The sequence below is a fragment of the Bacillus sp. WP8 genome (genome assembly GCF_000800825.1).
In the GTDB taxonomy this organism is placed as follows: Bacteria; Bacillota; Bacilli; order Bacillales; family Bacillaceae; genus Bacillus; species Bacillus safensis.
Window position 1 is genome coordinate 2,761,060 of record NZ_CP010075.1, and the last position, 24,126, is coordinate 2,785,185.

The following is a 24,126-nucleotide window of genomic DNA, read 5'->3' on the forward strand; positions in this document are numbered from 1 at the left end:
ATCCCCATCTTTTATTAGTTTTTTGCTGCTTCTTCTAAATCTTCAATTTCATCTTCGAATCCATTGATTTCGATTGCTTTGTTTAACCAGTTCGCATATTCGCCACCGACTGACAGGACACGTTTTGCTACTTCAACTGGATCTTGAGTGCTGTAGGCTTCTCTTAATTCCTTTGAACGGAAATCTGGGTAAATCGTCGATTCAATTGCAATACGTGCGTAGAAGCGCTGGCTGTCTAAGTCTTTCACACGTCCTCTGCCTTTGATATTTTTGAAGGTTGTGTTTTCTTTTTCCAGTTCATCAATACGTTCAGTTGTAATAGCTTTAAAGACAAAAGGAATGACATTCCCTTTTTTATCAACAAAACGCTTAGAAATCGGTACTTTGACTTCTTCCGCTTCTACTGTTTGTCCTGGCATAAAAAATGAAAGATCAAATGTTTGTTTTTCACTCATGTTTAAAAACTCCCTTTGTTATGTTTTTTTGAATGCAAAAAAGCACATCCATTTTTTGAATGTGCTTTCCAATCTTTTCATGTATAATTTTAATTGTACAATTGAATGGCTTGCTCAAGGGCGTCTGGCTCATCCCCGATAGGAAGGGGGTGATGCATATGTCAACATTTGAAGCGATTTCCCTCATGTTTTTATTCGGGATGTTTATCCTTACTTTGTTGACGTATATAAACAAAAAATAGACTCCCCTTGAGCTTTGGACGGTTGAAGGGGAAGTCTATCCTAAAAACTATCTAAATTGATTAGCCAGCCCCTTTGAGGGCCTCATTGTACATTGCCGGGATGTTAGAGCATCCTGGCTTTTTTTATTGTATGCAAATGGCTTTGCATGTAAACATATTTTAATGAATCGAATACAAGACGCTGCCAGACGAAATTTAGACGGCTTCAAGACGGCTGTATTACAACTGCATTATAGCATATTCAGTTTTTAATTTGCTAATTAATTAGCTGATTTCCTCCACTTTTCTTAGAAAGTATTCTTCAGCTTCTCAGGAAGATCAAAGTCTTCAAACGTGAAAGGAACTTCTTCTTCAAGCGCCTCTGAATCAACATCCAATCCAGCGATTTTAGCTGAATCAAAGTTGACATCAAATAATGTCACACGCTCAGTGCCACGGCCTGATGATTTATCGTCAATGACAGCTTGAAGAGTGAAATATGGATCTTCTCCTTTTTTCACGTAATTGAGCATCAATTGAACGAAACGAGATGTAACTTTATAAAAGGTTGCCGTTCCTGTTCCGTTTGCTCCCGTTGTTTTATGGCCAGTCATTCGGCGGCCCATGACGTTCACTTCTGATTTGTTTTTCTCCACGTTTGCTTCGAAGGTTTTGATAAATGCAAGCTCCTCACCTTCTAAGAAAAGACGACCTTCTTTACCTGAAATTGTATTTTGCGCTTTAAAAGCCATCTTACTTCACCTCCACATTGAAATAGAATTTTTCTGCTGCATCTACTGGTTGAACCGCTAAATCGATGATAAATCCATCACGATCTTCATTGAGGCCGATCACGATATCTGTTTCTGAGTTAAAGCCTGTAATGCCGCTGCCATCTTGAAGCTGTGTGAGATACTGGGTAATCAGTGTTTTCACAAGCTGCACACCATCATCTGATGCTGGAATGTCATTGCCATTGGCTTTGCGTAATTTAATCAGATTTTTTAATTCGAAAGTTAAATCATTGTTGATCGCATCAAGCACACGAATGATTTTGTTTTTCGCCATTTGCTGGTTCTTTTCAGCTGTGAAGCTTGTCAAAGAGTTAATATCTTTTTCAACACTCACGGTGCGATCTCTCGCATCAAAGGTGAAAATGAACTCCCCTTGTGATAATCGGTATTCTACTTGATCATTGTCAAGGCGTTCTAATGTATCGACTGCTCCTTCGTATTCAACAAAGGTGAGTGACTGATTGAAGTTTGCTCCGGCACTTGCACCTGCGACCCATGCTGTTGTTTGAGCAGGTGTTAGTTCTGTTCCATCTTCGAGTACAACACCGCTTGTCACATTGATGATTCCTTCTTGGTCAGCTGCGTAATTAGCCACAACCCCTTGCACCTTACGTCCTTGCTTATCACGTAAACGCTCGATAAATGAAGCGAAGGTTGCTTTTAATTGCTCACTATTATCGACTGGAAGGGCAATGACATCGAAGTATTCTGTTTCTGCTGCTTCTAGGAAAGCTGTATAATCTGCAACACTTGCCACGCCGTTTTTCCCGCCGCTTAGTGCCACACCAGCTGTGATGACTGCTTCACCTTCACCAGAAAATTGAACGTACTTGTTTTTCACAAGATCTTTGACATCAGTGACAACCTGTTTGTCCACAATATCTGTTCCAAGATAAGTGATAACATCGCGCTTTGTGCTATCAAGTACATTTTCTGCCACTTGTACTGTGATCTCATTTCCTTTTAGGCCGCCATAATTTGCTGTGACCACAAAGTTTTCAGCAATTTCAGCTTTAGCCGGCTCCCCTTCATTTAAGCGGTAAAGCAAGACCGTTTGCGCTTTTTTCTTTGCTTCACGGAAAAGAAGAAGTGACTTATCATCAATGTTAAGTCCAACCTTCTTATTTAAGTCTTCCATATTTGAAACGGAAATAAAGGTTTTTGGTTCTCCCCAGCTCATCACAAGAGGAAGTGCCACCGTACCTCGGTCACCTAAAGTAATTCGCTGCTCTGCTGTTGTTTTAAAATTAAAGTAAATGCCAGGACGCTTTTTCTCTGTACCTGGTGTAAAAGTGCCTCCGTTCATCCTTTAAACCTCCTTGGACAAAAAAGCATCAATGTGCTTTTTTGCTTCTGTTTTTGTAATTGGTTGATCTTTGATATAAAAAAGAGCGCCTTCAAGGATTTCTGGTTTGACCCCAAAAAGATCCTTGCTGTGCTCCTTTAAGGCTTCAAATGAAAAGCCAAATTCTTTTTCTTCGCCGGCTGTTTGAGCGGGCTGTGCATTTTTAGTCTTGCTCACGTTTGATCACCCCATCTGAAAAGTTGATATCTTCAAGGCTTGCCTGTTTGTCCCGGTTGTACCAATAGCTGCTATCCCATGTCAGGACAATCGCTGCTACGCCTTGATCTATCATTCTTGTTTCCACTCTTTTTATGCGGACATAATCATCAAGCACCTCTCCGTCTTCACTCATCATCTGAATGATTTGACGATCAGCAAGCAATGCATCAACGATTGTTTCTGCCGCATCATGTGCTTTTTCTGTATCAATATGAAAGACTTTCACTTGTAGCGAATAAGATTTCATAAAGGTAGAAACCGTATCTGGACCACTGATCACTGTCACAGGCGGCACATAAACAGATGGCACTTGAAAGCGTTCTGGCAAAAGACGATCATACATTGTCACAGGAAAGTGTGTGTAGATATAATGCATGATTGCCCCGACTTCTTGATTCATTCCATCACCTCCCAAAATGTCGATCGAACCAGCTTTGCAGCTTTCGATCCAGCGACTGTTCAAACATTTTCTCATAGAGCATGACAGCATGATCCCAGTAGCCATTGCCTTCAATCCATTGAGAGGCAAGCATCATTCCTGTACTTGCATTCGGATCATATTCAAAGCGGCTGCCAGTCCATCTGCCAGGCACCCATCTTCGCTCTCCACTTGAAGAAGTGGCATGTCCGTCATTGACATAGGAGGCATATTCAAGCTGCGTTCCCACTTCAAGTGTGAGACCGCCTTTTGAAAGGAAAAAAAGATTCTCCTTGTCGCCTTGTGTAAAGGATCTTAGAAGCCGTCCTGTATCAACAGCATTCTCCTTGATTAATTCATCCTGAATGATGTCTAAAAACTGCAGGCCCATGTCCTCCAACCAATCTTGATATTCTGCCTTTAAACCGCCACCACACGCTGTCTGCAGTTGTGAAATCAGCCGGTCAAGTCCATCAATTTTCATAGATTTTCCTTCCTAACTGCCATCACTTCGATGTGATGATTTTTCACTTTTTTAGGCTGCTGTAATTTGAGTGACACGCCATTCCACACCATTTTGTCATGCAAGCGAATATCACTTCCTAAAGGAAAATGGACAAGATAGGATTGATAAATGACTGTATTCGGCTCTTCTTGCACAAGTGACTGGTTCTTTTCTATGACATAACAAGCTAGATCGGTCAGGCTGGGAGCGTCGGGATAGGAAAGTGTCATTTGTAAATCATCAGCTGGAATTCCAAATTTCCCGCGGGCAGACTCCTTATGTTCAAGGTGAAAAAGATCACAGCGATCTGTTAATAGAGATTGATAGCTCATAATGATCTCACCTTTAGTTTGGCACTGCCGGCAGTTAATGTTGGTTCAATGTAATCTACTAGCAAGGCATATACATAGGGTCTGCCTTTCACTTGATCAGCTGCCTTTGCATATGAATAATCGCCCATTTTCTCTGACGTAAAGCCTTTCATCATAGATTCGTCATCATTCAGCATGGCAAAATATTGGGCCATTTTTAATAATGCGATTCTTGCTTTTTCAGGGAGAGGCTGATATTTTTCGCTTGAGAAATCGTGACCTACGATCTGAAATACCGCAGCTTCTGCTTCGATAATATCTGCTGTCAGTCTTTCTACAGATCGATTTTTCACACGATCAAATACAGAATAGGCCTGCAGTTCTTCAGCAGAAATGATCATGGTCTGCCGTCACCTACTCTTTCACTTTCATCACTTTTGCTACAGCATCCTCTTCCTCAAATTTGCTGTCTAGCTTCGCTGTGAGGACAATAATAAATTTACGGCTGCGAATATCTTTTTCTACTTCAATTCGAATATTTCGAGAGAAACCTACGATAATATTTTTAGGATGTGTCAGCAAAATATCTGATACATCTGTTCCCGCTTCGTCATATGGCTGCATATTGGCAAGACCTTTGACCGGCACACCGAATGCAGAAGAAAGTCCGCCTTGAATGGCCGCATCTCCAAGGCCCGTCTGACGGTTTGCTACTTGATCCTTCCATTCAACTTCTAAGCTTGGGGATGTGTAGAAACGGAAATCCTGAGGAACACGTAAATATTTTGACGGCATCGCTTTATAAGCTTGCTTAAACATTTGGCGGCTGATTTCCGCTCCATTTGCATCTACGATATGAGATACTGCTTGTTTTCTCACGCCATCCATTTGAGCTAGAAATGGATCTGCTGAAGTCGTATCGCCATTGACGATGAGCTCTTCAATGTCAACCGCTGCTCGTTCAGCGAGCATTTGCATAATCGTCTGCTGAATGCCGTCTTTCTCAATATTGTTTTCAATGCTGTCGTAGGTCATGTGGATCTCTGCGATGACCTCTTTCGCATTTAGCTGGACAGTGCTTGTCGCTGGGACAACACGGTCTTTCGCATCAAGCGCTTTGCCTTCTTCTGCTGGGCGCAAAATACGCTGGCCAAAGCCGATTTTTTCGATTTTTTGTGAATCACTTTCCATTGGAATGATACGTGCATCATTTAAAACGGTTGGTGTATTTTGCATCATTCTAATGAATGTGTTGGATTGGGTTGCGTTCATGAGACCGCCGGTTTTTAAGCTGGCAAGTGTCATTTCGGCCTTGCGAATCAACTCTTGATTTCTCACACTATTTCCTCCTTATTTAGGCTTATAGTAAGCCATCCCATATGGGCTTTGTACTGTCGTTTTGTGTATCGTGGATTGTTTGTTTTGACATGCCGCGCGCTTTTTCAAGCATGTGAATCCGCTCTGAAATAGGCAAAAGCTGCTGCTGAAGCACTTGCTCAAGCGCAGCTTTTTCTCTGCTGGCTGATTTCTCTAAAGAAGAAAGCTGATGACGAATTGGTGCTACGGCTTGCTCAAGCACCTTTTGGACAGGTTCTTCCCCAGTTTGATCTGTTTCCTGCTGTTCAGCATGCTGTAAGACGTTTTCGATGGCCATTTTTGCTTTTTCAAGCTCTCGTACTTGCTCCGTCGTCAAAGCGGCGTCTTGTTTTTGTACGGAGGCTGGCCTTTCACCAATCGTTTGAAGCACATCTTCTGTCTTCAAAATCTCCTGCACGATTGGCAGCAATTGCTCAAGCGCTGATCTTACACCCACCTCATCACCATCACTTGACTGTAAGGTTTCCAGCAGGTGGTCTAAAACGCTCCAAAATTGTTGTGACATGTTTGCACCTTCCTCTTTCAAAAAGAAATTTTTCAGCAAAGAAAAAAGCCCTCTCTCATTCGTGCTTTGAGATAGGAGCTGATCTTGTTCTTCAATTGCTACGATGTCCGCCGTTCCTGCCATTGAATATCCTGTAATGTGGCCTTTCTGAATTTGATCCCAAATCTCTTGAGAAGCCTTTGTTACAAGCACCCAAGATCCTTTTCGAATCAGCTCACCGCCTACTTCAAAATCAGCTGGTGCAATGTATGATTCAACCACTTCTCCAACACCATGTTGAAAATCATGTTGCTTATCAATGTGGCGGGCATCCTTCATAAAACCATGTGCTGCTCTTTCAATTTCTTTGGCAGACATAAAGTCTTGGTGTGCATCAGGTGTATTCGGTTCATACACGACACCATACACAAGGCGATGAGCATCTTCTGCCTTTGTCAGCACACTCACCTCTTTTTGAAAGTCAGGCTGGCTTTTCTTTGCCTTCATCAAAAAGAATTTCTTTTTGTTTGCGGCTCTGTCCACGTAGGAAACATGCGTAATTTTTGCGTTTTTTAATTCTCTTGGCATATGTTCACCCCCTTTCAAAAAAGCGCACGCGCTTCGGTTTATTCTTTCAACTGATCTGGCTCTCGTTGAGGCTGTTGTTCAGCTGATGTCATGCGGCTTTCTAAAGGTCTGTGATAGAGATCCTCCGGCCATTCCTCTAACGTTTTCCCAAGGATACGTCCCGCCAGATCTCGCAAATCGTTTGGTGACACTGCCCCAGCCTGAATAAATGGTGTCAGAACCTTGGCAATCTCTAATGGGTCTCTAAAGTCAGGACCATTTAATAGGAAACGGACATGCCAAATATCAAGATCCGGCAGGAAAAGGGTATTGAGTTTCCCTGTGATGAGGTGCCGTTCAGGCTGAAATACCTGTTCTTCTGTTGTTTTCCGCGCCGTATCGGCTGTCGCTTTGTTATAGTCTTGAGACTCACCTGTATAAATAGGCGGCAGTCGAAAAGCAGAGCGGATTTTGTTTCTTGTTTTTTCATCGTATTCTAAAAAGAGTGCATCTTCTTGCAAGATCTCTGCTAAGGATTTGAAGTTCACTTTGACATTTGAAACATCTTCTTCTCCAGTTAACCCTTTTTCCGTCGGGAGACCTTCGACTTCAAGCAATAGAAACTTATGTGCATGATCAGAGCCTTCAATATCGTCCATATAATCTTGAAGCTGCTGATAGGATGACTCAGACAGCATTCCATTTTCGACAATGATGGCACCAGGTACGTGCCGCCCTTGTTTAAAATAAAGGTAGTTCAGTTCTTCTGCCTTGCGTGCCCCATACATATTGACGATGTTGCCAATCCAGCGGGGAATCCCATACGTTCCACTGCCGATTTTAAAATGAATCACTTCTGTTGCACGCAGCGGCTCTGGGGTGGTGTCATCGTATTTGCCTGTTTCACAATGTAAAATGCGGGGATCACCATACTCCTTGAAGAAGACTTTCTTTTCATTGATCACCTGCACATATTTACGGAATCGCTTCTTTCGATTCATTGTTTTCAATTCGCCGTTTTCTGTATACCGAAATTCGACGTCGACTGGCTCACTCAGCTTGCAAATGCGGATATGGAGCGCATCTAAATACTCGATTCCTGCCGGCTTTCCCTGGCCATCTCGGAGAACTTCTAAAAAACCATTCCCTGTTTTCTCCCGGTCTTCGATGACATAGCCAAGCACCACATCAGCAGACTCATCATAGTTCATGTATTTCGTAAACTCTTCAAGTCTTGTCCATTCCTTCTCTGCTGCCTTCTTTTTTGCCGGTTTCACGCCTTCTGCATTAAAGTCAAAGGCATATTCTACACCAAAACCAAAGCCTAAAATATTGGTCTTATACGCATCAATACATTGCTGAAGAATGGTTGAATATTCTGCCATACTTTTTAATTCATTAATATTGTAAGGCGGGGGAACAATGTCATCCTTTTCGTAGGAAAATTCATCTGCATACATTTGTTTTGTATGATCAGACATGTTTGCCTTCATAATGGTTGCTTTCAATTGTTTCATTGTATGGACCTCCTCTCTCTGTTTGGACGGACACGCTCCGAGGCAGTCTGTTTCAAATCTGTCACTTCATAATCATCCAGCGCATACCAGATGGCTGATAATGTGTGTGGATCGATTTGAAATTCATCTTCCTCTAGACGTCCATCCTTATCTGCCTTATAGGTTAGTGATTGAAGTTCATAGATGGTATATGGACATGCATCAGAACAAATAATTTTCTTAAACCGTTTGATCTTTTTTGTATACTGCAAACGTGAGCCTTGGAACTTATGTGCCGCCACCATTTGAAAGCCGCGCTGCCGAAAATAGTGAATGGTTTTAGGTTCGGCTGCATCGGCTTTAATCAGTTCTTTTGATTCAATAAACTCTTTCAAGTCAAGGGCTGTTTCATCATCTGTTTTCCCGCGGTCGTAATATTCCCAATAAATATATAAGTACTTTTTTTCATGATCGACAGCTAGCCGAATAAGCGCATTGTATGATTCAACAAATCCAAAATCCATGCCTGCTCGTTTCAGCGGTCTGTCAATCTGCTGAATGGCTTCTAATACATCAGAATGGCTTCTCACCTCAAATTGAGGAAAAACCTTTGTGCCATTAATGCCGAAATATCCCTTCCTCGCAATGCGATAGAGGTCTGGGTCATACTCTTTCAGCTCATCCAGCTGCTTTACGTAACTTTTAGGAAGGAATAGATTATCTTCTGCCGTGGAGTGATGGTAATACGTATCCTTGATAACAACGGTTCGCTTTTTGTATAAGGTTTCATCATCTAAAACAAAACGCTTCAGCTGTTCATCTCGAAAAAAATGTCTATACGTCCAATTATCCTGACCAACAGGATTGGTCGATAACATCATATAAAGCGGTAAGGATGGATGCCTCAGCCTTCCAAGCAGCTCTTTAAAGCCTTCATAAGAAACCTCTGAACATTCCTCAATCCAAATGATCGAGATGTTGTTGATTGATTTCAATTTTTCAGGTTTGTCCAGCCCTTTAAATAAGATGCTGCTGCCGTTTCGAAACGTCAGTGCAAGCGGCGAACTTCGGCACTTCACCACATGGTCGATGCCGAGGTCGCTGACGATCTCTTGTAATAAAGAAAAGGTTGATTCGCGGTGCGTATCATACACTTCTCGAATGACAAGTGCTGTCCGTTTTTCTTCCAGCAGCTTTAAGACGAGCTTTAAAGCAATGTGATAGCTTTTAGAGGAGCCATAGCCTCCAACTAAAAATTGAAACTTTTGATTCCAATCGAATAGAAAGTGTTCAAAGTGAGGATTGACTTCTTTTTCAATCAATGGCGTCATGAGTCGTCCTCTTTTCGCTTGATCATGATTTGAAGATCTTCCTCTTTTTCTTCACGCACTGCTTTTTTTGTTTTTTCGATCGTCAGTTCAATTTGTTTCAGCCTTAATCTTCGTTCATCCTTCGCATGTGCGAGCTCTTCAAACTGTTTTATTAAACGCCTGAGTTCACCCATTGCACGGGATTGTGCATTTAGAAACGTCGCATGCCGATCCCATGAAAATTGAAACGAATATTCTTCTGAGGTGATGTCTAGTTCTGGCTGAATGCCTTCTCCTGTTTCTTCTAATGAAGAAGGCATGTATGCCGCCTTTTTCAGCTCTTTGATCATGTCCTCTTGATCTGCTACATACATGATTCGCTGCGCCCGAATAATGGCTGCATATTGAATTTGAATTTGATCCCAGATTAAATCAAGCGATGTGCGTCCATCCATTTTCTCCATGATTTCAATCGTTTCATCTGAAAGAAATTGATTGAAGATTGAGTGTGCTTGCTTAGACGAAGTTTTTTGTCTTTGCCATCCGTATCGCCTTTTCCACGATTTGACGGTATGGATTGAGACATTGTAATGATCAGCAATTTGCTGGTACGTCATCCCCTTCATATAATCCTGCTTGGCCTCTATCCGTTTATCTTTCATTTACATTCACCTGCCGCCTCCTTTTAATTCGAATGATTCCCTTTGAAGGAATCATTTGTGTAGGGCTAGCAAACATTCGTTTGGTCTTTCTAACTATAGGTGGCAACTGTAAGACAAGCTTTAGCTGATTTATTTTGGATAGAAAAAAACGCCTATTCAGCAGCTCTGAATAGGCGTTCTTGTACTTTTTTGGACATCTTCGTCCGCGCTCTTTCCATATGTTTTTGCACAGTTCCTTTTTTGACATCCAGCATGACCGCAATCTCGCTAAACGATAATCCTTGTGTTGTGTGCATAAAGAATACGTCCTTTTCTCGATCTGTTAAAACAGACAAAGCTTCATCAATTCGTTTTTTGTCTCTCTCACTGACTTCTCTTTCTTTCTCTTGAATAAGGGTATATTCATGTGATAAAGCCTCTAACACTTCTGGATTTGCAAGAATGGTGCGCTGATAGACTGAACGTCTGTCTAACCCTCTGCGCGCACCTGGCTCTCTTCCGATTTGTAGCCATTCTACTACGTATTCTAGATCGCTCACCATACTGGCGATCATTTTTTTATCATGCTTGTCTTGAACGGACAGCTGATGTTCTTCTTTTTCTTTAAATGGTTCATATTGTTTTCTAGCATTCTTTAAGGCTCTTTTATATTCAATGAGTAAATCTTGCATATTGGCTCTCTCCCTTTTTTAAGAAAATAAAAAACGGACACCAATCAGGTCCCCTTTTAGCAGGGTCTTGATCAGTGTCCGCAGGCTTTCCGTCTTGGACGTATTATGATTTGATGTGTTTAGTCTGTTAGCTGATTTTAAAACCAATCTCGTGATCTACTCTTGCAAAATGACCTTTTGCCGTTTGAATAATGGTTTTTCCATGTTCAGGTACATCTATTTGATAAGCCGTTCCTACATTTCCATCTAACACGATGACTTGAATTTTTCCTTTTTCCATCTCACCGACAAATGTTTGGTTATCTTGAATGAATAGTTGTTTTGGCTCGTTCATATGCTTGTCTCCTTTTTTGATGGTGGCCTCGTGCCACCACCTACCGTATTGATAATGATTTCAACTCTTTCACACATACTATAAAACTGGGAAACTCTTAAATCGACAATCTGCAGAGGGACTTGATCGGCTATAGAATGAAGTGCTTCTTGAATATGCTGTAGACTTGGCTGTAAGATGCTGACGTGGACCGGGCGTATCAACCCTTTTTCTGCGTATGTACGCTTTTTTTGGCAGTCAGCTATGTCAAGCGGCATGTGATCAAATAAACGAATTTCAAGTGATAGTGCACCTTCTAATTTTTGCGGGCATTGTACTTTTGCAGCTGATCGTATTCTTTTCATCAATGTCTCTTTTGTTAACAAATGTTCATGTTCAATGATTAAATGGATGACCATGTTATGATCTCCCGTCATCCTCTGCCCACTGGCGGATATCTTGTTCGTTTTTACTCGCTTTGAGCAAGCATTTCAAAAATGTCATGATTTGCTTCCATCGTTTCACGTCGCCCTAATTCCTCCTTTTTTGTCATCGACTTAGCTTTCAGGAGGGTCATATATGTCTCTTTCTCTTCTGCTGTGGCAAAAACAAACATCGGTTTCTGTTGATAAAAGGCGATCCAGCCGCCAGCTTGGTCTAAACAAAGCTGCGCTTCTTTTCTAGCATCAAACATCAGCTGATGTCTCATCTTCTTCAGATCCCTCCAAACTGTCATCAATTTCTGTTTGGTATCCATATCGTTTCATGTCATATGACCAGTAGCTTTTTGGATAACCAAAGTCACTCATCTGTGTCACCATTGGATGTTCAATATTCATTCTGCTCGTCTCTCCTTTTCTAAGAACTGATCTTCTTCTAGAGATTTACTCTTTTTGTGTAACTTTTGACCAAAAAAAAGCTCTTGAACACCGGTATTCAGCAGATCTGCAATATGCTTTGCTATTTCTAAGCTTGGCTTCGTTCTGCCCATTTCTATATTCGCATAGCCACTTGTGTACTTATAACCTAATTTTTTCGCCATATAGGTTTGTGTTTTTCCTTGCAACATGCGCTCTTCTCGTAAATTTTCAAGTTTCATCTTTCCACCTCTTACTCAATATGTGTAAGTTATATTCATTATGATAATATACACAAAACGAGTAAGTCAACCACATTTTTATTCTTTTTGTGTATTTATTTATCTTTTCCGTGTAATTCATGATAAAATTTACTCATAACATGAAAAAAGGTGTTTCTGATGGATAATTTGACTGGGAAGATTTTAACTGAATTAAGAGAGAAGCATGGATGGAGCAAGTCAACAGTTGCTAAAAAACTCGGATTAAAGGCGATGTCCACTTATGCAAACTGGGAATATGGCTTGAGAAAGCCCGACGGTGAAATGATTGTGAAAATTGCTGAGTTATATGGGGTCTCAACCGATTATCTTCTCACAGGTAAGGACAAAGGCAGACACGATGATGATCTTGCAGACGATCCTGATTTGCAAATTGCATTTAAAGCCGCCTCAGATTTTTCCGAAGAAGCACGAAGACAAACCATCGATTTTATTAACTACATTAGAGAGAAAGAGAAGCAAAAAGGCCGTCAGCCAAAACAGCAAGACGACCATTGATCACTCTTTCATCTGCTTTACATTGCTGGGGTGAACCCAGCTTTTTTTATACCTCTTTTTTCCCTTAAAAAGAAAGAGCATATGAATAAAAAATCATGTGTTTTTTTAATATTCCCGACATAATATGTGACAATTTTCACCACAATTACTCTTTTTTCACATATTATAATTGACATATAATTCTATTAATATTAATATATGTATATACCAAAAAAAGGAGTGTTACCGATGAAAAAATTCATGAAAGTCTGTACATTGTCTTTAGCTGCTTTAGGTGCTCTTACGTTCTCTCAAACTGAAGGTGCTCATGCAGCTGCACAGCCAAAAGAACCAGTCATAGCAAAAGCTCCTATTATGAATAAAGTAATTACAGTGAACCGTACACTTTCTGTAGGTTCTTCAATCGCCGTCTCTCTTCCAGCAAGCCAAATTTCTGTGTCGGGTGCAACGTATGCGATTCAATTAGATCAAACGGCTCCAAACTTCACTTGGATTCGTGCCGTACAACGCGGTTCAGTAACCGTTTCTTACTATAATTCACAAGGCGAGCTTGTCATTAACTATATTACGGTTCGATAAGCAATCTAGCTTTACATATCTGAAGGCGATGACATGGAGTCATCGCCTTTTGGTGTTTAAAGTTGGTTTCATTTGATTCATGATTGCCAACACCTCTCCATTATGTTAACTTTTAATAAAAATAAGTTAACATAATAAGGGAGGCATTAATGATGAAAGAGCAACTGTCTTTGTCTTGGGAAGCGATAGCGGAGAAGGCCATGAAAAATGAACCGATTACGGTGCAAGAGGGTTTAGACATTCTTGAAGCTGACGATAGTGAATTGTTACCTATTATGCATGCAGCCTATCAAGTACGATTTCATTTTTTTCAAAAAAAGGTGAAATTAAATATGATTTTCAACTCAAAAAGTGGATATTGCCCTGAGAACTGTGGATATTGTTCACAATCGATGATTTCAAAAGCACCGGTTGAAAGATATACAATGCTTGATCAAAAAACCATTGTGGCAGGGGCGCGTGAGGCTCTCAAAAGAAAAGCCGGGACTTATTGTATTGTGGCAAGCGGGAGAGCGCCTTCTCATAGGGAATTAGATGAAGTTACAGCAGCAGTAAAGGAAATCACTGAAACGATGCCTTTGAAGGTGTGTGCCTGTCTTGGGTTATTAAATGAAGACAAAGCGAAGCGGCTGAAGGAAGCAGGTGTTCATCGGTATAATCACAATATCAATACACATCATGAACATCATGCTCACATTACGACAACTCATACATACGATGACCGCGTGTCGACCATTGAGCAGGTCAAACAGTCTGGCATGTCACCTTGCTCAGGGGTCATTATTGGAATGGGTGAAACCAATCAGCAAATCGTTGAAATGGCTTTTGCGCTTAGAGCACTTGATGCGGATTCAATTCCAGTCAACTTTCTTCATGCCATTGAAGGAACACCGCTTGAGCATCAAGAACGGACACATCCGATCAAAGCATTGAAAGTGCTGGCAATGATGAGATTTGTCAATCCAACAAAGGAAATTCGGGTATCCGGAGGTAGAGAGTTTAATTTACGGACACTCCAGCCGCTCGCACTTTATGCGGCAAATTCGATTTTCGTTGGTGATTATTTAACCACAAAAGGCCAGCAAGTCCAAACGGATCATCACATCATTGAAGATTTAGGGTTTGAAATAGAAGAATGTGCGTTATAAAAAAGTCTGCCGATTCACCGGCAGACTTCTAAGATTAGAATCTTTTATGAAAATCGACAGTTCCGCTTCCATCTTCTCGGTCAAAGCTGCCAACAAACGTCCAGTTAATATATCCACCGTCACCATTGTTGACAAACGTACCATCTTCAAATACCCAAATCCCAAACGTAATACCGTCATATTCAACACTATCATAGTAGACAACATTGTTCAGACCGCTAAAGTCGTGATCTTGGCTTAAGTTTTGGACAACTACGTTGTAGTTTTGACCTGCTTCATAGAACGCACTGTATGCCGCGTTTTTTACGAATCCATCACGATTTTGAGATGATTTTACTGCTTGTTCAATTTTATCGGCAATGGCTACTGGATCAATTGAGACACTTCCATCAACACCTGTTGTTGTAGCAGCTTCAGCCGTTTGACCAAAAGTCGTAAGAGATAGAGGGGCAGCAATCATTGACGTAGCGATGACAGAACCAACAAACATTTTACTTGTTTTTCTCATATTTTCTAACTCCTCCTTTAATTGGTATGTTTATGTACTACCCCTTTCTCTGTCTCTTAAACACTATTTTATGAAAAAAATTCTTATTCTACCAATTAAGAGGGTGTTTTTACTGTTTAATTAGGCGAAATAACAAAGAAACTACTCTTTATAAAAGAGTAGTTTACAGTATTACATGAACAGGATAAATAAAATCACACCTAGGATAATTCGGTATATCGCAAAAGGCACCAGTTTGATTTTATTGATCAGTTTTAGGAAGAATCGAACAACAAAGAGAGCCACAACAAACGCACTCACAAAGCCGACGATAAAGAATGGCAGCATGTCTGTTGTTAAATATTCAGCATTTTTCACAAGGGTTAACAGGCTTGCTCCCGCCATAATCGGCATCGCCATGATAAATGTAAAGTCTGCCGCAGCACGGTGATTCAAACCAAGAATAACCCCGCCTGCGATCGTCGAACCTGAGCGCGAGAAGCCTGGCCATAATGCCAAACATTGAAACAGTCCAATATAAAGCGCCTGTCTGTACGTCATGTTATCGACAGAGCTTGTTTCTGTTTTCCGTTTATTGATCCAGTCAGCGACAAGCATCAGCACTGCCCCTAAAATCAAACCGACAGCGACCGTTCTGACGTCAAATAAGTATTTATCAATATAATCTTCAAATAAGAATCCTAAAATGACGGCTGGAACAAGTCCAACAGCAATTTGGGCGATGGTCAGCTTATGCCCGCTGCGCTTTTGTTCTTCGGTGATATTTTTCTTTAAGCCCAATAAGTTTAAAATACGATCTTTAAACACGATCATGACAGCTAAAATAGAGCCTAACTGAATCACGACTTTAAATGTGTTAGCCGCTTCTGGCGTAATAATTTCCTTTGATTTTAACCAAAGATCATCGACAATGATCATGTGACCTGTAGATGAAACAGGTGCGTACTCTGTTAATCCTTCGACAATTCCTAAAACCAGTGCCACGAATAAATCCCATAGATTCATGATTTTCTTTCCTTTCAATTCTGATCTTTTGAACACGCCAAACATCTATGTCCACATAAAGACAAGCTTCCTTTATCGAAAGCTCGTCTTTATGATACTATATTTTTTTCAAAAAAAGATTATGACATCAAACCTTTTCTTCTTTATACAAATTGGACCGCATTTTAAACCAATCAAACAAGTGGGTTGTGATAACCTTCAGAACGGCATACGTCGGAATAGCGACAATGATGCCGATGACGCTGAACAATTTACCAGCTGTTAATAGAACAAAAATAATCGTAATTGGGTGAATATGAAGGTTTTTCCCCATCACCTGAGGCGAAATAAATTTACCTTCAATGAGCTGAACAACTGTCCAGACAATAATGAGTTTTAAAAGCATCACTGGTGACGTCACAAGTGCAATCACAATCGCTGGTGTAATCGCAATTGTTGGACCAAGGTAAGGTACTACGCTTGTACATGCCGCAATGATAGCAAGCAGCAACGCATAGTCAAGTCCAATGATCATATAACCGATTAACAGAAGAACACCGATACAGAAGCTGACAATAATCTGTCCGCGAATATACGAGCTCAGCCGGTGGTTCATTTCGTGAAGCACGATATGTGTATGTTCTCTCATTTTATTTGGAATGAATTTCAAGAAATAGTCAGGCAGCTTTTTGCCGTCTTTTAATAGATAAAACAGAATGAACGGCACCGTCACGATCGAGATGATAACTTCTGTGAGCGCCCCTAAGAATGTTCCTACACCGGTAAAGGTGCTTTCCAAAATCTTCGTCGCTTGACTAGATGCTTTACTTACCAATTCAGACACATTAAAGTTCATCGTTTTTTGCACTTGATTAATAAAGTTACTTCCCGTTAATTGTCTAATTTGTTCTTCTACTGTATCGACGTATTTCGGAAGATTATGAAATAGACTCATGGTTTGAGCTTGTAAAAAAGGAATAATAGACACGATGGTCACTGTAATAATCCCAATAATGACAAGATATAAAAGCAAAATGGAATAGATCCGCTTGATTCTTGCTTTCTCTAACAAGTTGACAATTGGATTTAATAAATAATACACGACCCCCGTTAAAATAATCGGTAAGGCAATGGTTTTGACGAGTACAATGAGCGGTGTGAAAATAAATGATGTTTTCATGAAAACAAGAATATTCAATCCGATTAATAACAGGACGAGTAAAAAGAGAACAAACTTGTTATCAAGAAAAAATTTTCTAAATCGACTGCTCCACATTTGCATAGAATTCATATCGTTCCTCCAAACACGGGCTATTTTATGAGTAAATTGTACACTACTTGATCATGAGATGGTGATCATTGTTTCAGCTTTTTTTCCCATTTTGCAATAGACATCGCCCATACAATGAGAATCGGCTGTCCAATAAGTCTTATCCATAGCAAAGCTTGTTCTGTATTTTCTTGACCTGGAAATGGTATTCCCTCACGTGCAGCAAATAAGTTTGCCGGGAAAATGAGTACAAGATAGACAGCAATGAATTTTGCCGCTGCAATCCTGGAATTCGGCAAAAGCAGCAGCACGGCCAGCAGCCATTCAAGACATGCAGTCACATAGACCATTACATATGGAAATGGCCAGCCTGGCATCATGCGAGCAAAGCCGCCCGGCTCTATTACATGAAAAATACCAGCCACTATGAATAAAAGCGCAAAGGTGTATGTACTTCCTATATGCAGGACGCGCTTCATGTTTCCTCCTCTCCCTTCTATCCTGAGTATTACCCGAAGAAGGAAGAAACTACCCACTTTTCGTACATTTATATCCTTTATGTAAGACGCATCAGCCTATATAAAGGTTTCATCCGCTTTTCAATAAAAAGAATATTCTTTCATACAAACGCTTTCAAAGCATGTATAATCAGAGGAAAGCAGAAGGAGGGAATCACATGATTCGATTTGCTGTCATCGGAACGAACTGGATTACAGATCGGTTCTTACAAGCTGGTGAAGGAATCGCTGACTTTACATGTACAGCCGTCTATTCACGGTCCGCTGAAAAAGGACAGGCCTTTGCCGAAAAATACGGGATTGAGACGGTTTTTACGAACTTACAACAAATGGCGGAAAGTGATACGTTCGATGCCGTGTATATTGCGAGTCCAAATGCCCTTCATAAAGAGCAAGCTATGTTGATGATGGAGCATCAAAAGCATGTTTTATGCGAAAAACCATTCGCCTCTCATCGAAAAGAAGTGGAAGAAATGATTGCCGCAGCAAAAAAACATCAAGTGTGTTTGATGGAAGCGATGAAAACGACATTTCTGCCAAACTTTCTGCAAATCAAACAGCACCTTGATCAGCTTGGACCTATCAGGCAAGTGGTCGCGCATTACTGTAAATATTCCTCAAGATACGATGCCTATCGAAACGGCGAGCTTCCAAATGCCTTTAAGCCGGAGTTATCCAATGGTTCGTTAATGGATATCGGGGTGTACCTCATTTATCCAGTCATATCCTTATTTGGTCTGCCGAATCAAATCACCGCGAGAGGCTATAAGCTTTCCTCTGGTGTAGATGGGAACGGTTCAGTCCTTTTACAGTATGACGGGCATCAAGCACTTCTTTTTCATTCTAAAATTTCAACGTCTCATTTATCGGCTGAAATTCAAGGCGAGGATGCCACGATGGTGATTGATCAATTCCACCGGCCTTCACGAATCACGATACATCATCGTGACGGACATCAAACTGACATCTCGCTCAAAGATGATCAGCCAGCTATGTCTTATGAAATCAATCATTTTATTGAGTGCATTCAGCAGGGAATGGGGCAGTCTCCGATCAATACATTTGCGTTATCTGTTCAAACCATGTCCGTCATGGACGAAGCAAGAAGACAAATGGGCGTGATGTATCCTGCCGACAGACAAAATGTATAGGGCATAAAATGATGAACAAAGGGCGAATTATTTTTTGGTTCGCCCTTTGTTTTTTACGTTTCGTGTCAGTCGCTTATTTTGCCGCTAACACATCCGCAAATGCTTTCACATACGGCGGAAGGTCCGGCGGACGTCTGCTGGAGATGAGGTGGCCATCTGTGACGACCGCCTCATCAAACCAGTCCGCACCGGCATTTGTCATATCATCTTTAATACCAGGTGTACTTGTCACTTGTCTGCCTTTCAGGATTCCTGCTGAAATCAGCACCCAGCCGGCATGGCAAATCTGTCCGATTGGTTTTGCCTTCGCATCAAATGTACGGACGATGTCTAATACTTCTGGATAACGGCGCAGTTTATCAGGCGCCCATCCGCCAGGGACAAGCACAGCATCATAATCATCAGCTTGAATGGAATAAAAATCTGCATCAGATACCGCCGGCACACCATACTTCCCGATGTACTCATGATTTGCTTTTTCACCTACAAGATGGACAGTCGCCCCTTCTTCTCTTAAACGCAGAACTGGATACCACAGCTCTAAATCTTCAAAATCATCACTGACAAACGCAATGACCTTCTTATCTAATAAACGCATACTATCTCTCCTCTTTTTTCAATTTCCTCTATTGTACGAGATGATCTCTTAAAAAGAAAAGCGGTTCCCCTCGAGGAGAACCACTTGACCTTATTCACTGATCTTGAATTTTTTAATTAAATCGCGTAATTCTTCCGCCATTTGGGAAAGAGTCGTGGATGAAGAACTAATCTCTTCCATCGAAGCAAGCTGTTCTTCTGCTGAAGCTGCGATATCTTGGATGCTTGCTGAACTCTCTCTCGATACATCTGCAATTTCATTCACTGCTTTAGAAATTTGCTCAGATCCTTTCGACAGCTCGCGCACCGTTGTATTCATTTCGTTCATTCTTGCTGCGATTTCCGCTGTTTGCTCATTTATTTGTGAGAAGCTTTCTTTCGTTTGATCTGTAATAGTAAGACCGTTCTTTACTTCTTCATTCACTGCTTTGAACATATTTTGAGATGTTTCAATTTCAGAGACGATTTCATTCACAAGCTTTTCAATCTCTTTTGCTGAATCTGATGATTGAACCGCTAGTTTACGCACTTCTTCCGCAACAACGGAGAAGCCTCTGCCTGACTCGCCTGCGCGTGCTGCTTCAATTGCGGCATTTAGTGCAAGTAAATTCGTTTGATCCGCTATGCCGTTAATCACGCCTAGGATGTTTGTGATATCTTTTGATTTATGCTCGAGTCCGTTGATCACGCCTTCAGCTTCTTTCACTGAATGGTCAATCGTCTTCATTTGGCCGACAGTTTGCTCCACAAGTTGACCGCCTGTTTCTGCAACTGTTTTTGATTGAACAGATGACGCTGTGATGACATCAGACGTTTCGGCAACTTCGTTCAGTCCTTCATTCATTTGTTTTAAATGAACTGCGCTTTGCTCCACCATTTCGCTTTGATTTTCATTGCCGTTTGAGAATGTTTCAATAGACGATGTAATATGTTCGGTTGCTTTTGTTGTTTGACCTGCACTTGCCGTCAGTTCTTCAGATGATGAAGCGACATTCTCAACAGATGTTTGTACAGCTTGAATGACATCTCTTAGAGACTCACTCATTTCATTAAAGCTTGTGCCAAGCTGTCCAATTTCATCTTTTGAGTGGACATCAATTTTTTCTGTCAAATCTCCCTGACTGATCTTCTTCGAAGAAGAGACAAGAGTGGAAAGTGGTTTTGTAATGGAACGGATGATAAAGAAGATCAGAATCCCGCCAATGATAAGCGCGCCGGCTAAAATGATGGCGGCCATATTAAAAACTGGCTGTGCAGCTTCTTCTACTTCACTGACAAACATCGTCCCGACAATCTTCCAGCCAGTCGCCTTGTTTGTCGTGAACTCCATTTGCTTTTCTTTCCCTTCAAACATATAACTCATAGATCCGTTATCTTGTGAGTACATTTTTTCTAACCATTCACCAGATAATTTCGTTCCTGCTTTTTTCTTTGGATGTGCCACATATGTGCGGTCCGGACTTCCAATAAAGGCATAGCCTTGTTTCCCAATGTTAATGCTATTGGACTCTTTTACTAGATTCGCAATGTCTAGGTTCATCGCGATGACGCCTGATCCATCCTCTAGTTTTTTAGAAATCGTCACCACCAGCGTACCGGTTGATGCCGTTGCATATGGTGCTGAAATAGACAGCTCGCCGTTTTTCGCCCAGCCGTCTTTATACCAATCCCGCTCAGTTGCGACATAATCGGCAGGCATTTTTTGATTAGGATATCTTGAAAACACTTTGCCGTCACTTGAAGCGACAAAAATACCTTCTGTGTCATCATTCATACTCATGAACTGCTCAAAGCGTCCTTGAATATCGGTCGTGCCTTTTTGCTTGAGCTTTTTCTCCGTGATCCATTTGCTAAAGAAATCGGCTGCGTCTGTTTTCACTTTTACAACCTTCGTAATATTTTTATCTAGCTGTTCTACATTTTCCTTTGCGCTTTGCATAATTTGATCATTTAAGGAGGTGCTTGCCGTATGATATGAAGAGAATGCCAATACGATGATTGGGCATAAAAGAATAAATAAGAAAGAGAATACGAGCTTTTTTGAAATAGATGGCTTTCTGAAATACTGTAAAAATTTCATAAAAAAGAAAACTCCTTTTAGTAAGATAGTATATATATCGGAAGTACTACTAGGTTCTTTACTTTTTTAACTTATTAAAGTCTAAATAAGTCCAAATTACCCAATTTATATGCATTGAATGGAAAAACACCTGACGTTTTGGCGTCAGGTGCTTAAGATGGTTGACAAAGGGCTAAAATGTTCTTGATTTTAGCCCTTTGTCTTCTTTTCAGCGTGATAGAAAACCTTTGCAGTCCTAGGAAGGACGAGCACCGGAGCGGAGCACATTTGACATTCGTGAGCACCGGCGCGCAGACCTGAAACCGAATGCGAGGGTTTGTCTACACGCTGAAACACCTGACGTTTTGGCGTCAGGTGTTTCGCTACTCTCTTACATTTTAAATTGTTTAATGAGCTCTCTTAGTTCTTCTGCCATCTGAGATAAAGTGGCAGAGGAAGAACTGATCTCTTCCATAGATGCAAGCTGTTCTTCTGCTGAAGCTGCGATATCTTGGAAGCCTGCTGAGCTTTCTCTTGAGAGCTCTTTGATTTGATTCACCGCATGAGAAATATCATTTGAGCCATGCGATAGCTCTTTGGCTGATCCGTTCATTTGTTTCATTTGTTCTGTCATTTCTGATGTTTTATCAGTGATTTTCTCGAAACTCACTTTTGTTTCATCTGTAATGTTTAATCCAGACTGTACTTCCCCTGCTACTTGTTTAAACATTTTCTGCGATTTTTCTATTTCCTCCACAATTTCGTTCGTCAGGCTTTCAATTTCTTTTGAAGAGCTTCCTGACTGCTCTGCCAGCTTGCGGACTTCTTCTGCGACAACAGAGAAGCCTCTGCCTGCTTCACCTGCTCGTGCAGCTTCGATCGCAGCATTTAAAGCAAGGAGATTCGTTTGATCCGCAATACCGTTGATGACCCCCAGAATATTTGTAATATCCTTTGATTTCTGCTCTAAACCTGCAATGACAAGCTCTGCTTCTTTTACTGCCTGCTCAATGGTTTGCATTTGACCTGCTGTTTTTTGAACGAGTTCTCCTCCAGCCTGAGCGGTTTTGCTCGATTCGATCGACGATTCCATCATATGAGAGGTCGTGTCGACCATATGCGATAGGCTGCGATCCATTTCGTTTAACTGGACTGAGCTTTTTTCGATCATATCATTTTGATGTTCAGTGCTGTTTGAGAACTGTTCAATAGAGGATGTGATATGCTCGGTCGCTTGAGCTGTCTGTCCTGCACTTGCCGTTAATTCTTCAGACGAAGCAGCCACATTTTCAATCGAATTTTGAACAGCTTGAATGACTTGTTTCAGCTTTGCTGACATGTCGTTAAAGCTTTGCGCAAGTTTACCTATTTCATCGTGCGTACGAACTTCAATATGCTGGGTCAAATCACCTTGACTGATTTTCTCAGCCGATTCAGAGAGCTCTATCAGTGGCTTTCGAATCGATTTAATAATAAAATAAACCGCGATTCCGCCAATGACAATCGCAGCCGCAAGGATGATCATTGTTAAGTCGAGCACTGGCTGAGCGGCTTTTTTTACTTCATTCACATACATCGTTCCAGCAAGCTTCCAGCCTGTTGCTTCATTTGTGTCAAAAAACATTTGCTTCGGCTGGCCATTGTATTCATATTCAAAGCTGCCTTGTTTTTTATCATACAATTTCGAGATAAAGTCACCAGTCAGCTTTGTCCCAGCCTTATCGGTTTTATGGGCAACATAACGCTGATCTGAGGTGGCGATAAACGCATAGCCTTCTTGGCCAATTTTGATGCTGTTTGTATCTTTTATAACCGTATTTAATCGTACATTTACCCCGATCACACCAGATCCATCTGCTAATTGTTCTGATATTGTGATGAGCAGGTCATCAGATGACTTACTTGTAAAAGGATCTGAAATAATGAGTTTCTTATCTCCCATCGATTGCTGAAACCATGGTTCATTTTTTGCGCTCTTTGCATTATCTTTGTGTATCTCGGAATATTCAGTTAGTTTACCATTTTGATCTGCAACAAATACTTCTACTACATCGTCATCTGTTTCCGATAATTGCTCTAATTTCACTTTGAGTAAATCTTTGTTTTTAGCAGCCAATTCACTCTTTTTGACCGATTTGGATAAGTATGAAACAATGTCAATTTTAGGCTGTATATCTTTATTAATGAGTTCATTTAATTGTTGAACACCATTTGCAGCGCTAGACATAATCTCATCATTGAGAGACTTTGATGCCACTTCATAAGAAAATGCGGCCAATACGAGAATTGGCACTAGGAGAATCGCTAAAAATGCAGTAATTAATTTCTTCGACATCGTAAAGTGCTTAAAAAAGTTGATTTTTTTCATAACTCTACTCCTTTTGATTTATGATTTGTGGTCTTTCTCTTCTATTCTTAGGTAATATGAATTATTTTTCAAGGAATAATGTTCAAAAAACCCAAAAAATAAGTACAATTACCTATTTCTTTTTATTCAATAAATAAAAAGAGCCTCTAGTTGGAGGCTC

The 24,126-nt window shown here is 40.9% G+C and carries 31 protein-coding genes and 1 pseudogene; 5 read left to right on the top strand and 27 right to left on the bottom strand.

Features of this window, described 5'->3' with window-relative positions; all coding sequences use genetic code 11:
- Nucleotides 1–14: 14 nt before the first annotated feature.
- Nucleotides 15–455: a phage tail assembly chaperone gene (locus QR42_RS14015; protein ID WP_039180982.1), complete on the bottom strand. Its 441-nt coding sequence runs from the start codon at nucleotides 453–455 to the stop codon at nucleotides 15–17.
- Between the two features lie 185 nt (nucleotides 456–640).
- On the opposite strand from QR42_RS14015, the gene QR42_RS19660 reads away from it, so the two are divergent.
- Nucleotides 641–697, top strand: a complete 57-nt coding sequence (locus QR42_RS19660; RefSeq protein WP_231730857.1) for a putative holin-like toxin — start codon at nucleotides 641–643, stop codon at nucleotides 695–697.
- A 287-nt stretch (nucleotides 698–984) separates the two neighbouring features.
- Here the strand turns inward: QR42_RS19660 and QR42_RS14025 are convergent, their stop codons facing one another.
- From QR42_RS14025 to QR42_RS14105, 18 genes are all read right to left on the bottom strand, one after another.
- The gene (locus QR42_RS14025; protein ID WP_024423257.1) at nucleotides 985–1,428 is read right to left on the bottom strand and encodes a phage tail tube protein; all 444 of its coding nucleotides are present in this window, start codon (nucleotides 1,426–1,428) and stop codon (nucleotides 985–987) included.
- A gap of 1 nt (nucleotide 1,429) precedes the next feature.
- A complete protein-coding gene (locus QR42_RS14030) occupies nucleotides 1,430–2,776 on the bottom strand; it encodes a phage tail sheath family protein (protein WP_039180985.1) in 1,347 nt (448 codons plus the stop codon).
- Between the two features lie 3 nt (nucleotides 2,777–2,779).
- On the bottom strand, nucleotides 2,780–2,992 hold the full coding sequence (locus tag QR42_RS14035) for a YqzN/YkzM domain-containing protein (protein WP_039180988.1): 213 nt from the start codon (nucleotides 2,990–2,992) through the stop codon (nucleotides 2,780–2,782).
- Nucleotides 2,979–3,434, bottom strand: a complete 456-nt coding sequence (locus QR42_RS14040) for a phage tail terminator family protein (RefSeq protein ID WP_039180991.1) — start codon at nucleotides 3,432–3,434, stop codon at nucleotides 2,979–2,981. Before QR42_RS14040 ends, QR42_RS14035 begins: the two co-directional genes overlap by 14 nt.
- A 4-nt stretch (nucleotides 3,435–3,438) precedes the next feature.
- Entirely contained in the window at nucleotides 3,439–3,936 is a 498-nt protein-coding gene (locus QR42_RS14045) for an HK97 gp10 family phage protein (RefSeq protein WP_039180994.1), read from the bottom strand.
- On the bottom strand, nucleotides 3,933–4,289 hold the full coding sequence (locus tag QR42_RS14050) for a YqbH/XkdH family protein (RefSeq protein WP_039180997.1): 357 nt from the start codon (nucleotides 4,287–4,289) through the stop codon (nucleotides 3,933–3,935). Before QR42_RS14050 ends, QR42_RS14045 begins: the two co-directional genes overlap by 4 nt.
- Nucleotides 4,286–4,669, bottom strand: coding sequence for a protein YqbG (yqbG, locus tag QR42_RS14055; RefSeq protein WP_039181000.1), 384 nt, complete (start codon nucleotides 4,667–4,669; stop codon nucleotides 4,286–4,288). The genes QR42_RS14050 and yqbG overlap by 4 nt, the downstream gene beginning before the upstream one ends.
- A 13-nt stretch (nucleotides 4,670–4,682) precedes the next feature.
- Nucleotides 4,683–5,606, bottom strand: coding sequence for a phage major capsid protein (locus QR42_RS14060; protein ID WP_024425904.1), 924 nt, complete (start codon nucleotides 5,604–5,606; stop codon nucleotides 4,683–4,685).
- Nucleotides 5,607–5,628: 22 nt separating this feature from the next.
- The gene (locus QR42_RS14065) at nucleotides 5,629–6,717 is read right to left on the bottom strand and encodes an XkdF-like putative serine protease domain-containing protein (RefSeq protein ID WP_039181003.1); all 1,089 of its coding nucleotides are present in this window, start codon (nucleotides 6,715–6,717) and stop codon (nucleotides 5,629–5,631) included.
- A 38-nt stretch (nucleotides 6,718–6,755) separates the two neighbouring features.
- Nucleotides 6,756–8,213 carry a phage portal protein gene (locus QR42_RS14070; protein WP_039181005.1) on the bottom strand — a complete coding sequence of 486 codons (1,458 nt, stop codon included), beginning with the start codon at nucleotides 8,211–8,213 and terminating at the stop codon, nucleotides 6,756–6,758.
- Nucleotides 8,210–9,511, bottom strand: coding sequence for a PBSX family phage terminase large subunit (locus QR42_RS14075; RefSeq protein WP_162253746.1), 1,302 nt, complete (start codon nucleotides 9,509–9,511; stop codon nucleotides 8,210–8,212). The genes QR42_RS14070 and QR42_RS14075 overlap by 4 nt, the downstream gene beginning before the upstream one ends.
- 8 nt (nucleotides 9,512–9,519) lie before the next feature.
- Nucleotides 9,520–10,164, bottom strand: coding sequence for a phage terminase small subunit (gene terS / locus QR42_RS14080; RefSeq protein ID WP_024423266.1), 645 nt, complete (start codon nucleotides 10,162–10,164; stop codon nucleotides 9,520–9,522).
- A gap of 152 nt (nucleotides 10,165–10,316) precedes the next feature.
- Complete coding sequence (locus tag QR42_RS14085) at nucleotides 10,317–10,835, bottom strand: sigma-70 family RNA polymerase sigma factor (RefSeq protein WP_039181011.1); 519 nt, start codon at nucleotides 10,833–10,835, stop codon at nucleotides 10,317–10,319.
- A 127-nt stretch (nucleotides 10,836–10,962) separates the two neighbouring features.
- Nucleotides 10,963–11,115, bottom strand: a complete 153-nt coding sequence (locus QR42_RS14090; protein ID WP_414428686.1) for an XtrA/YqaO family protein — start codon at nucleotides 11,113–11,115, stop codon at nucleotides 10,963–10,965.
- Between the two features lie 50 nt (nucleotides 11,116–11,165).
- A complete protein-coding gene (locus QR42_RS14095; protein WP_039181017.1) occupies nucleotides 11,166–11,567 on the bottom strand; it encodes a RusA family crossover junction endodeoxyribonuclease in 402 nt (133 codons plus the stop codon).
- Nucleotides 11,568–11,617: 50 nt separating this feature from the next.
- A complete protein-coding gene (locus tag QR42_RS14100) occupies nucleotides 11,618–11,857 on the bottom strand; it encodes a hypothetical protein (protein WP_144246071.1) in 240 nt (79 codons plus the stop codon).
- Nucleotides 11,835–11,987, bottom strand: a complete 153-nt coding sequence (locus tag QR42_RS19485; protein WP_175297167.1) for a hypothetical protein — start codon at nucleotides 11,985–11,987, stop codon at nucleotides 11,835–11,837. The genes QR42_RS14100 and QR42_RS19485 overlap by 23 nt, the downstream gene beginning before the upstream one ends.
- Nucleotides 11,984–12,247 (bottom strand): helix-turn-helix transcriptional regulator, encoded by a 264-nt coding sequence (locus QR42_RS14105; protein WP_039181019.1) that lies wholly within the window; start codon nucleotides 12,245–12,247, stop codon nucleotides 11,984–11,986. The genes QR42_RS19485 and QR42_RS14105 overlap by 4 nt, the downstream gene beginning before the upstream one ends.
- 159 nt (nucleotides 12,248–12,406) lie before the next feature.
- On the opposite strand from QR42_RS14105, the gene QR42_RS14110 reads away from it, so the two are divergent.
- The 3 genes from QR42_RS14110 (at nucleotide 12,407) to bioB (ending at nucleotide 14,511) form a co-directional block, all read left to right on the top strand.
- Nucleotides 12,407–12,784, top strand: coding sequence for a helix-turn-helix domain-containing protein (locus QR42_RS14110; protein ID WP_039181022.1), 378 nt, complete (start codon nucleotides 12,407–12,409; stop codon nucleotides 12,782–12,784).
- Between the two features lie 228 nt (nucleotides 12,785–13,012).
- Nucleotides 13,013–13,363 carry a hypothetical protein gene (locus QR42_RS14115; RefSeq protein WP_039181025.1) on the top strand — a complete coding sequence of 117 codons (351 nt, stop codon included), beginning with the start codon at nucleotides 13,013–13,015 and terminating at the stop codon, nucleotides 13,361–13,363.
- A gap of 152 nt (nucleotides 13,364–13,515) precedes the next feature.
- Entirely contained in the window at nucleotides 13,516–14,511 is a 996-nt protein-coding gene (bioB, locus tag QR42_RS14120; protein ID WP_039181027.1) for a biotin synthase BioB, read from the top strand.
- Between the two features lie 34 nt (nucleotides 14,512–14,545).
- On the opposite strand, the gene QR42_RS14125 is transcribed toward bioB, so the two are convergent.
- From QR42_RS14125 to QR42_RS14140, 4 genes are all read right to left on the bottom strand, one after another.
- Nucleotides 14,546–15,019: a hypothetical protein gene (locus tag QR42_RS14125; RefSeq protein WP_024423274.1), complete on the bottom strand. Its 474-nt coding sequence runs from the start codon at nucleotides 15,017–15,019 to the stop codon at nucleotides 14,546–14,548.
- Between the two features lie 171 nt (nucleotides 15,020–15,190).
- Entirely contained in the window at nucleotides 15,191–16,024 is an 834-nt protein-coding gene (locus tag QR42_RS14130; RefSeq protein ID WP_039183288.1) for an undecaprenyl-diphosphate phosphatase, read from the bottom strand.
- Between the two features lie 127 nt (nucleotides 16,025–16,151).
- Entirely contained in the window at nucleotides 16,152–17,294 is a 1,143-nt protein-coding gene (locus QR42_RS14135; RefSeq protein WP_039181030.1) for an AI-2E family transporter, read from the bottom strand.
- A 65-nt stretch (nucleotides 17,295–17,359) separates the two neighbouring features.
- The gene (locus QR42_RS14140; RefSeq protein WP_039181032.1) at nucleotides 17,360–17,752 is read right to left on the bottom strand and encodes a DoxX family protein; all 393 of its coding nucleotides are present in this window, start codon (nucleotides 17,750–17,752) and stop codon (nucleotides 17,360–17,362) included.
- A gap of 197 nt (nucleotides 17,753–17,949) precedes the next feature.
- On the opposite strand from QR42_RS14140, the gene QR42_RS14145 reads away from it, so the two are divergent.
- Nucleotides 17,950–18,942 (top strand): Gfo/Idh/MocA family protein, encoded by a 993-nt coding sequence (locus tag QR42_RS14145; protein ID WP_039181035.1) that lies wholly within the window; start codon nucleotides 17,950–17,952, stop codon nucleotides 18,940–18,942.
- Between the two features lie 73 nt (nucleotides 18,943–19,015).
- Here the strand turns inward: QR42_RS14145 and QR42_RS14150 are convergent, their stop codons facing one another.
- The 4 genes and pseudogenes from QR42_RS14150 to QR42_RS19795 form a co-directional block, all read right to left on the bottom strand.
- Nucleotides 19,016–19,540: a type 1 glutamine amidotransferase domain-containing protein gene (locus tag QR42_RS14150; protein WP_039181039.1), complete on the bottom strand. Its 525-nt coding sequence runs from the start codon at nucleotides 19,538–19,540 to the stop codon at nucleotides 19,016–19,018.
- Nucleotides 19,541–19,630: 90 nt separating this feature from the next.
- Nucleotides 19,631–21,619, bottom strand: a complete 1,989-nt coding sequence (gene tlpB / locus QR42_RS14155; protein WP_039181042.1) for a methyl-accepting chemotaxis protein — start codon at nucleotides 21,617–21,619, stop codon at nucleotides 19,631–19,633.
- Between the two features lie 370 nt (nucleotides 21,620–21,989).
- Complete coding sequence (locus QR42_RS19790) at nucleotides 21,990–22,937, bottom strand: methyl-accepting chemotaxis protein (protein ID WP_369880186.1); 948 nt, start codon at nucleotides 22,935–22,937, stop codon at nucleotides 21,990–21,992.
- Nucleotides 22,929–23,966 (bottom strand): annotated as a pseudogene (locus QR42_RS19795) (HAMP domain-containing protein); the annotation flags it as partial. The pseudogene QR42_RS19795 and the gene QR42_RS19790, both read right to left, overlap by 9 nt.
- Between the last annotated feature and the right edge of the window lie 160 nt (nucleotides 23,967–24,126).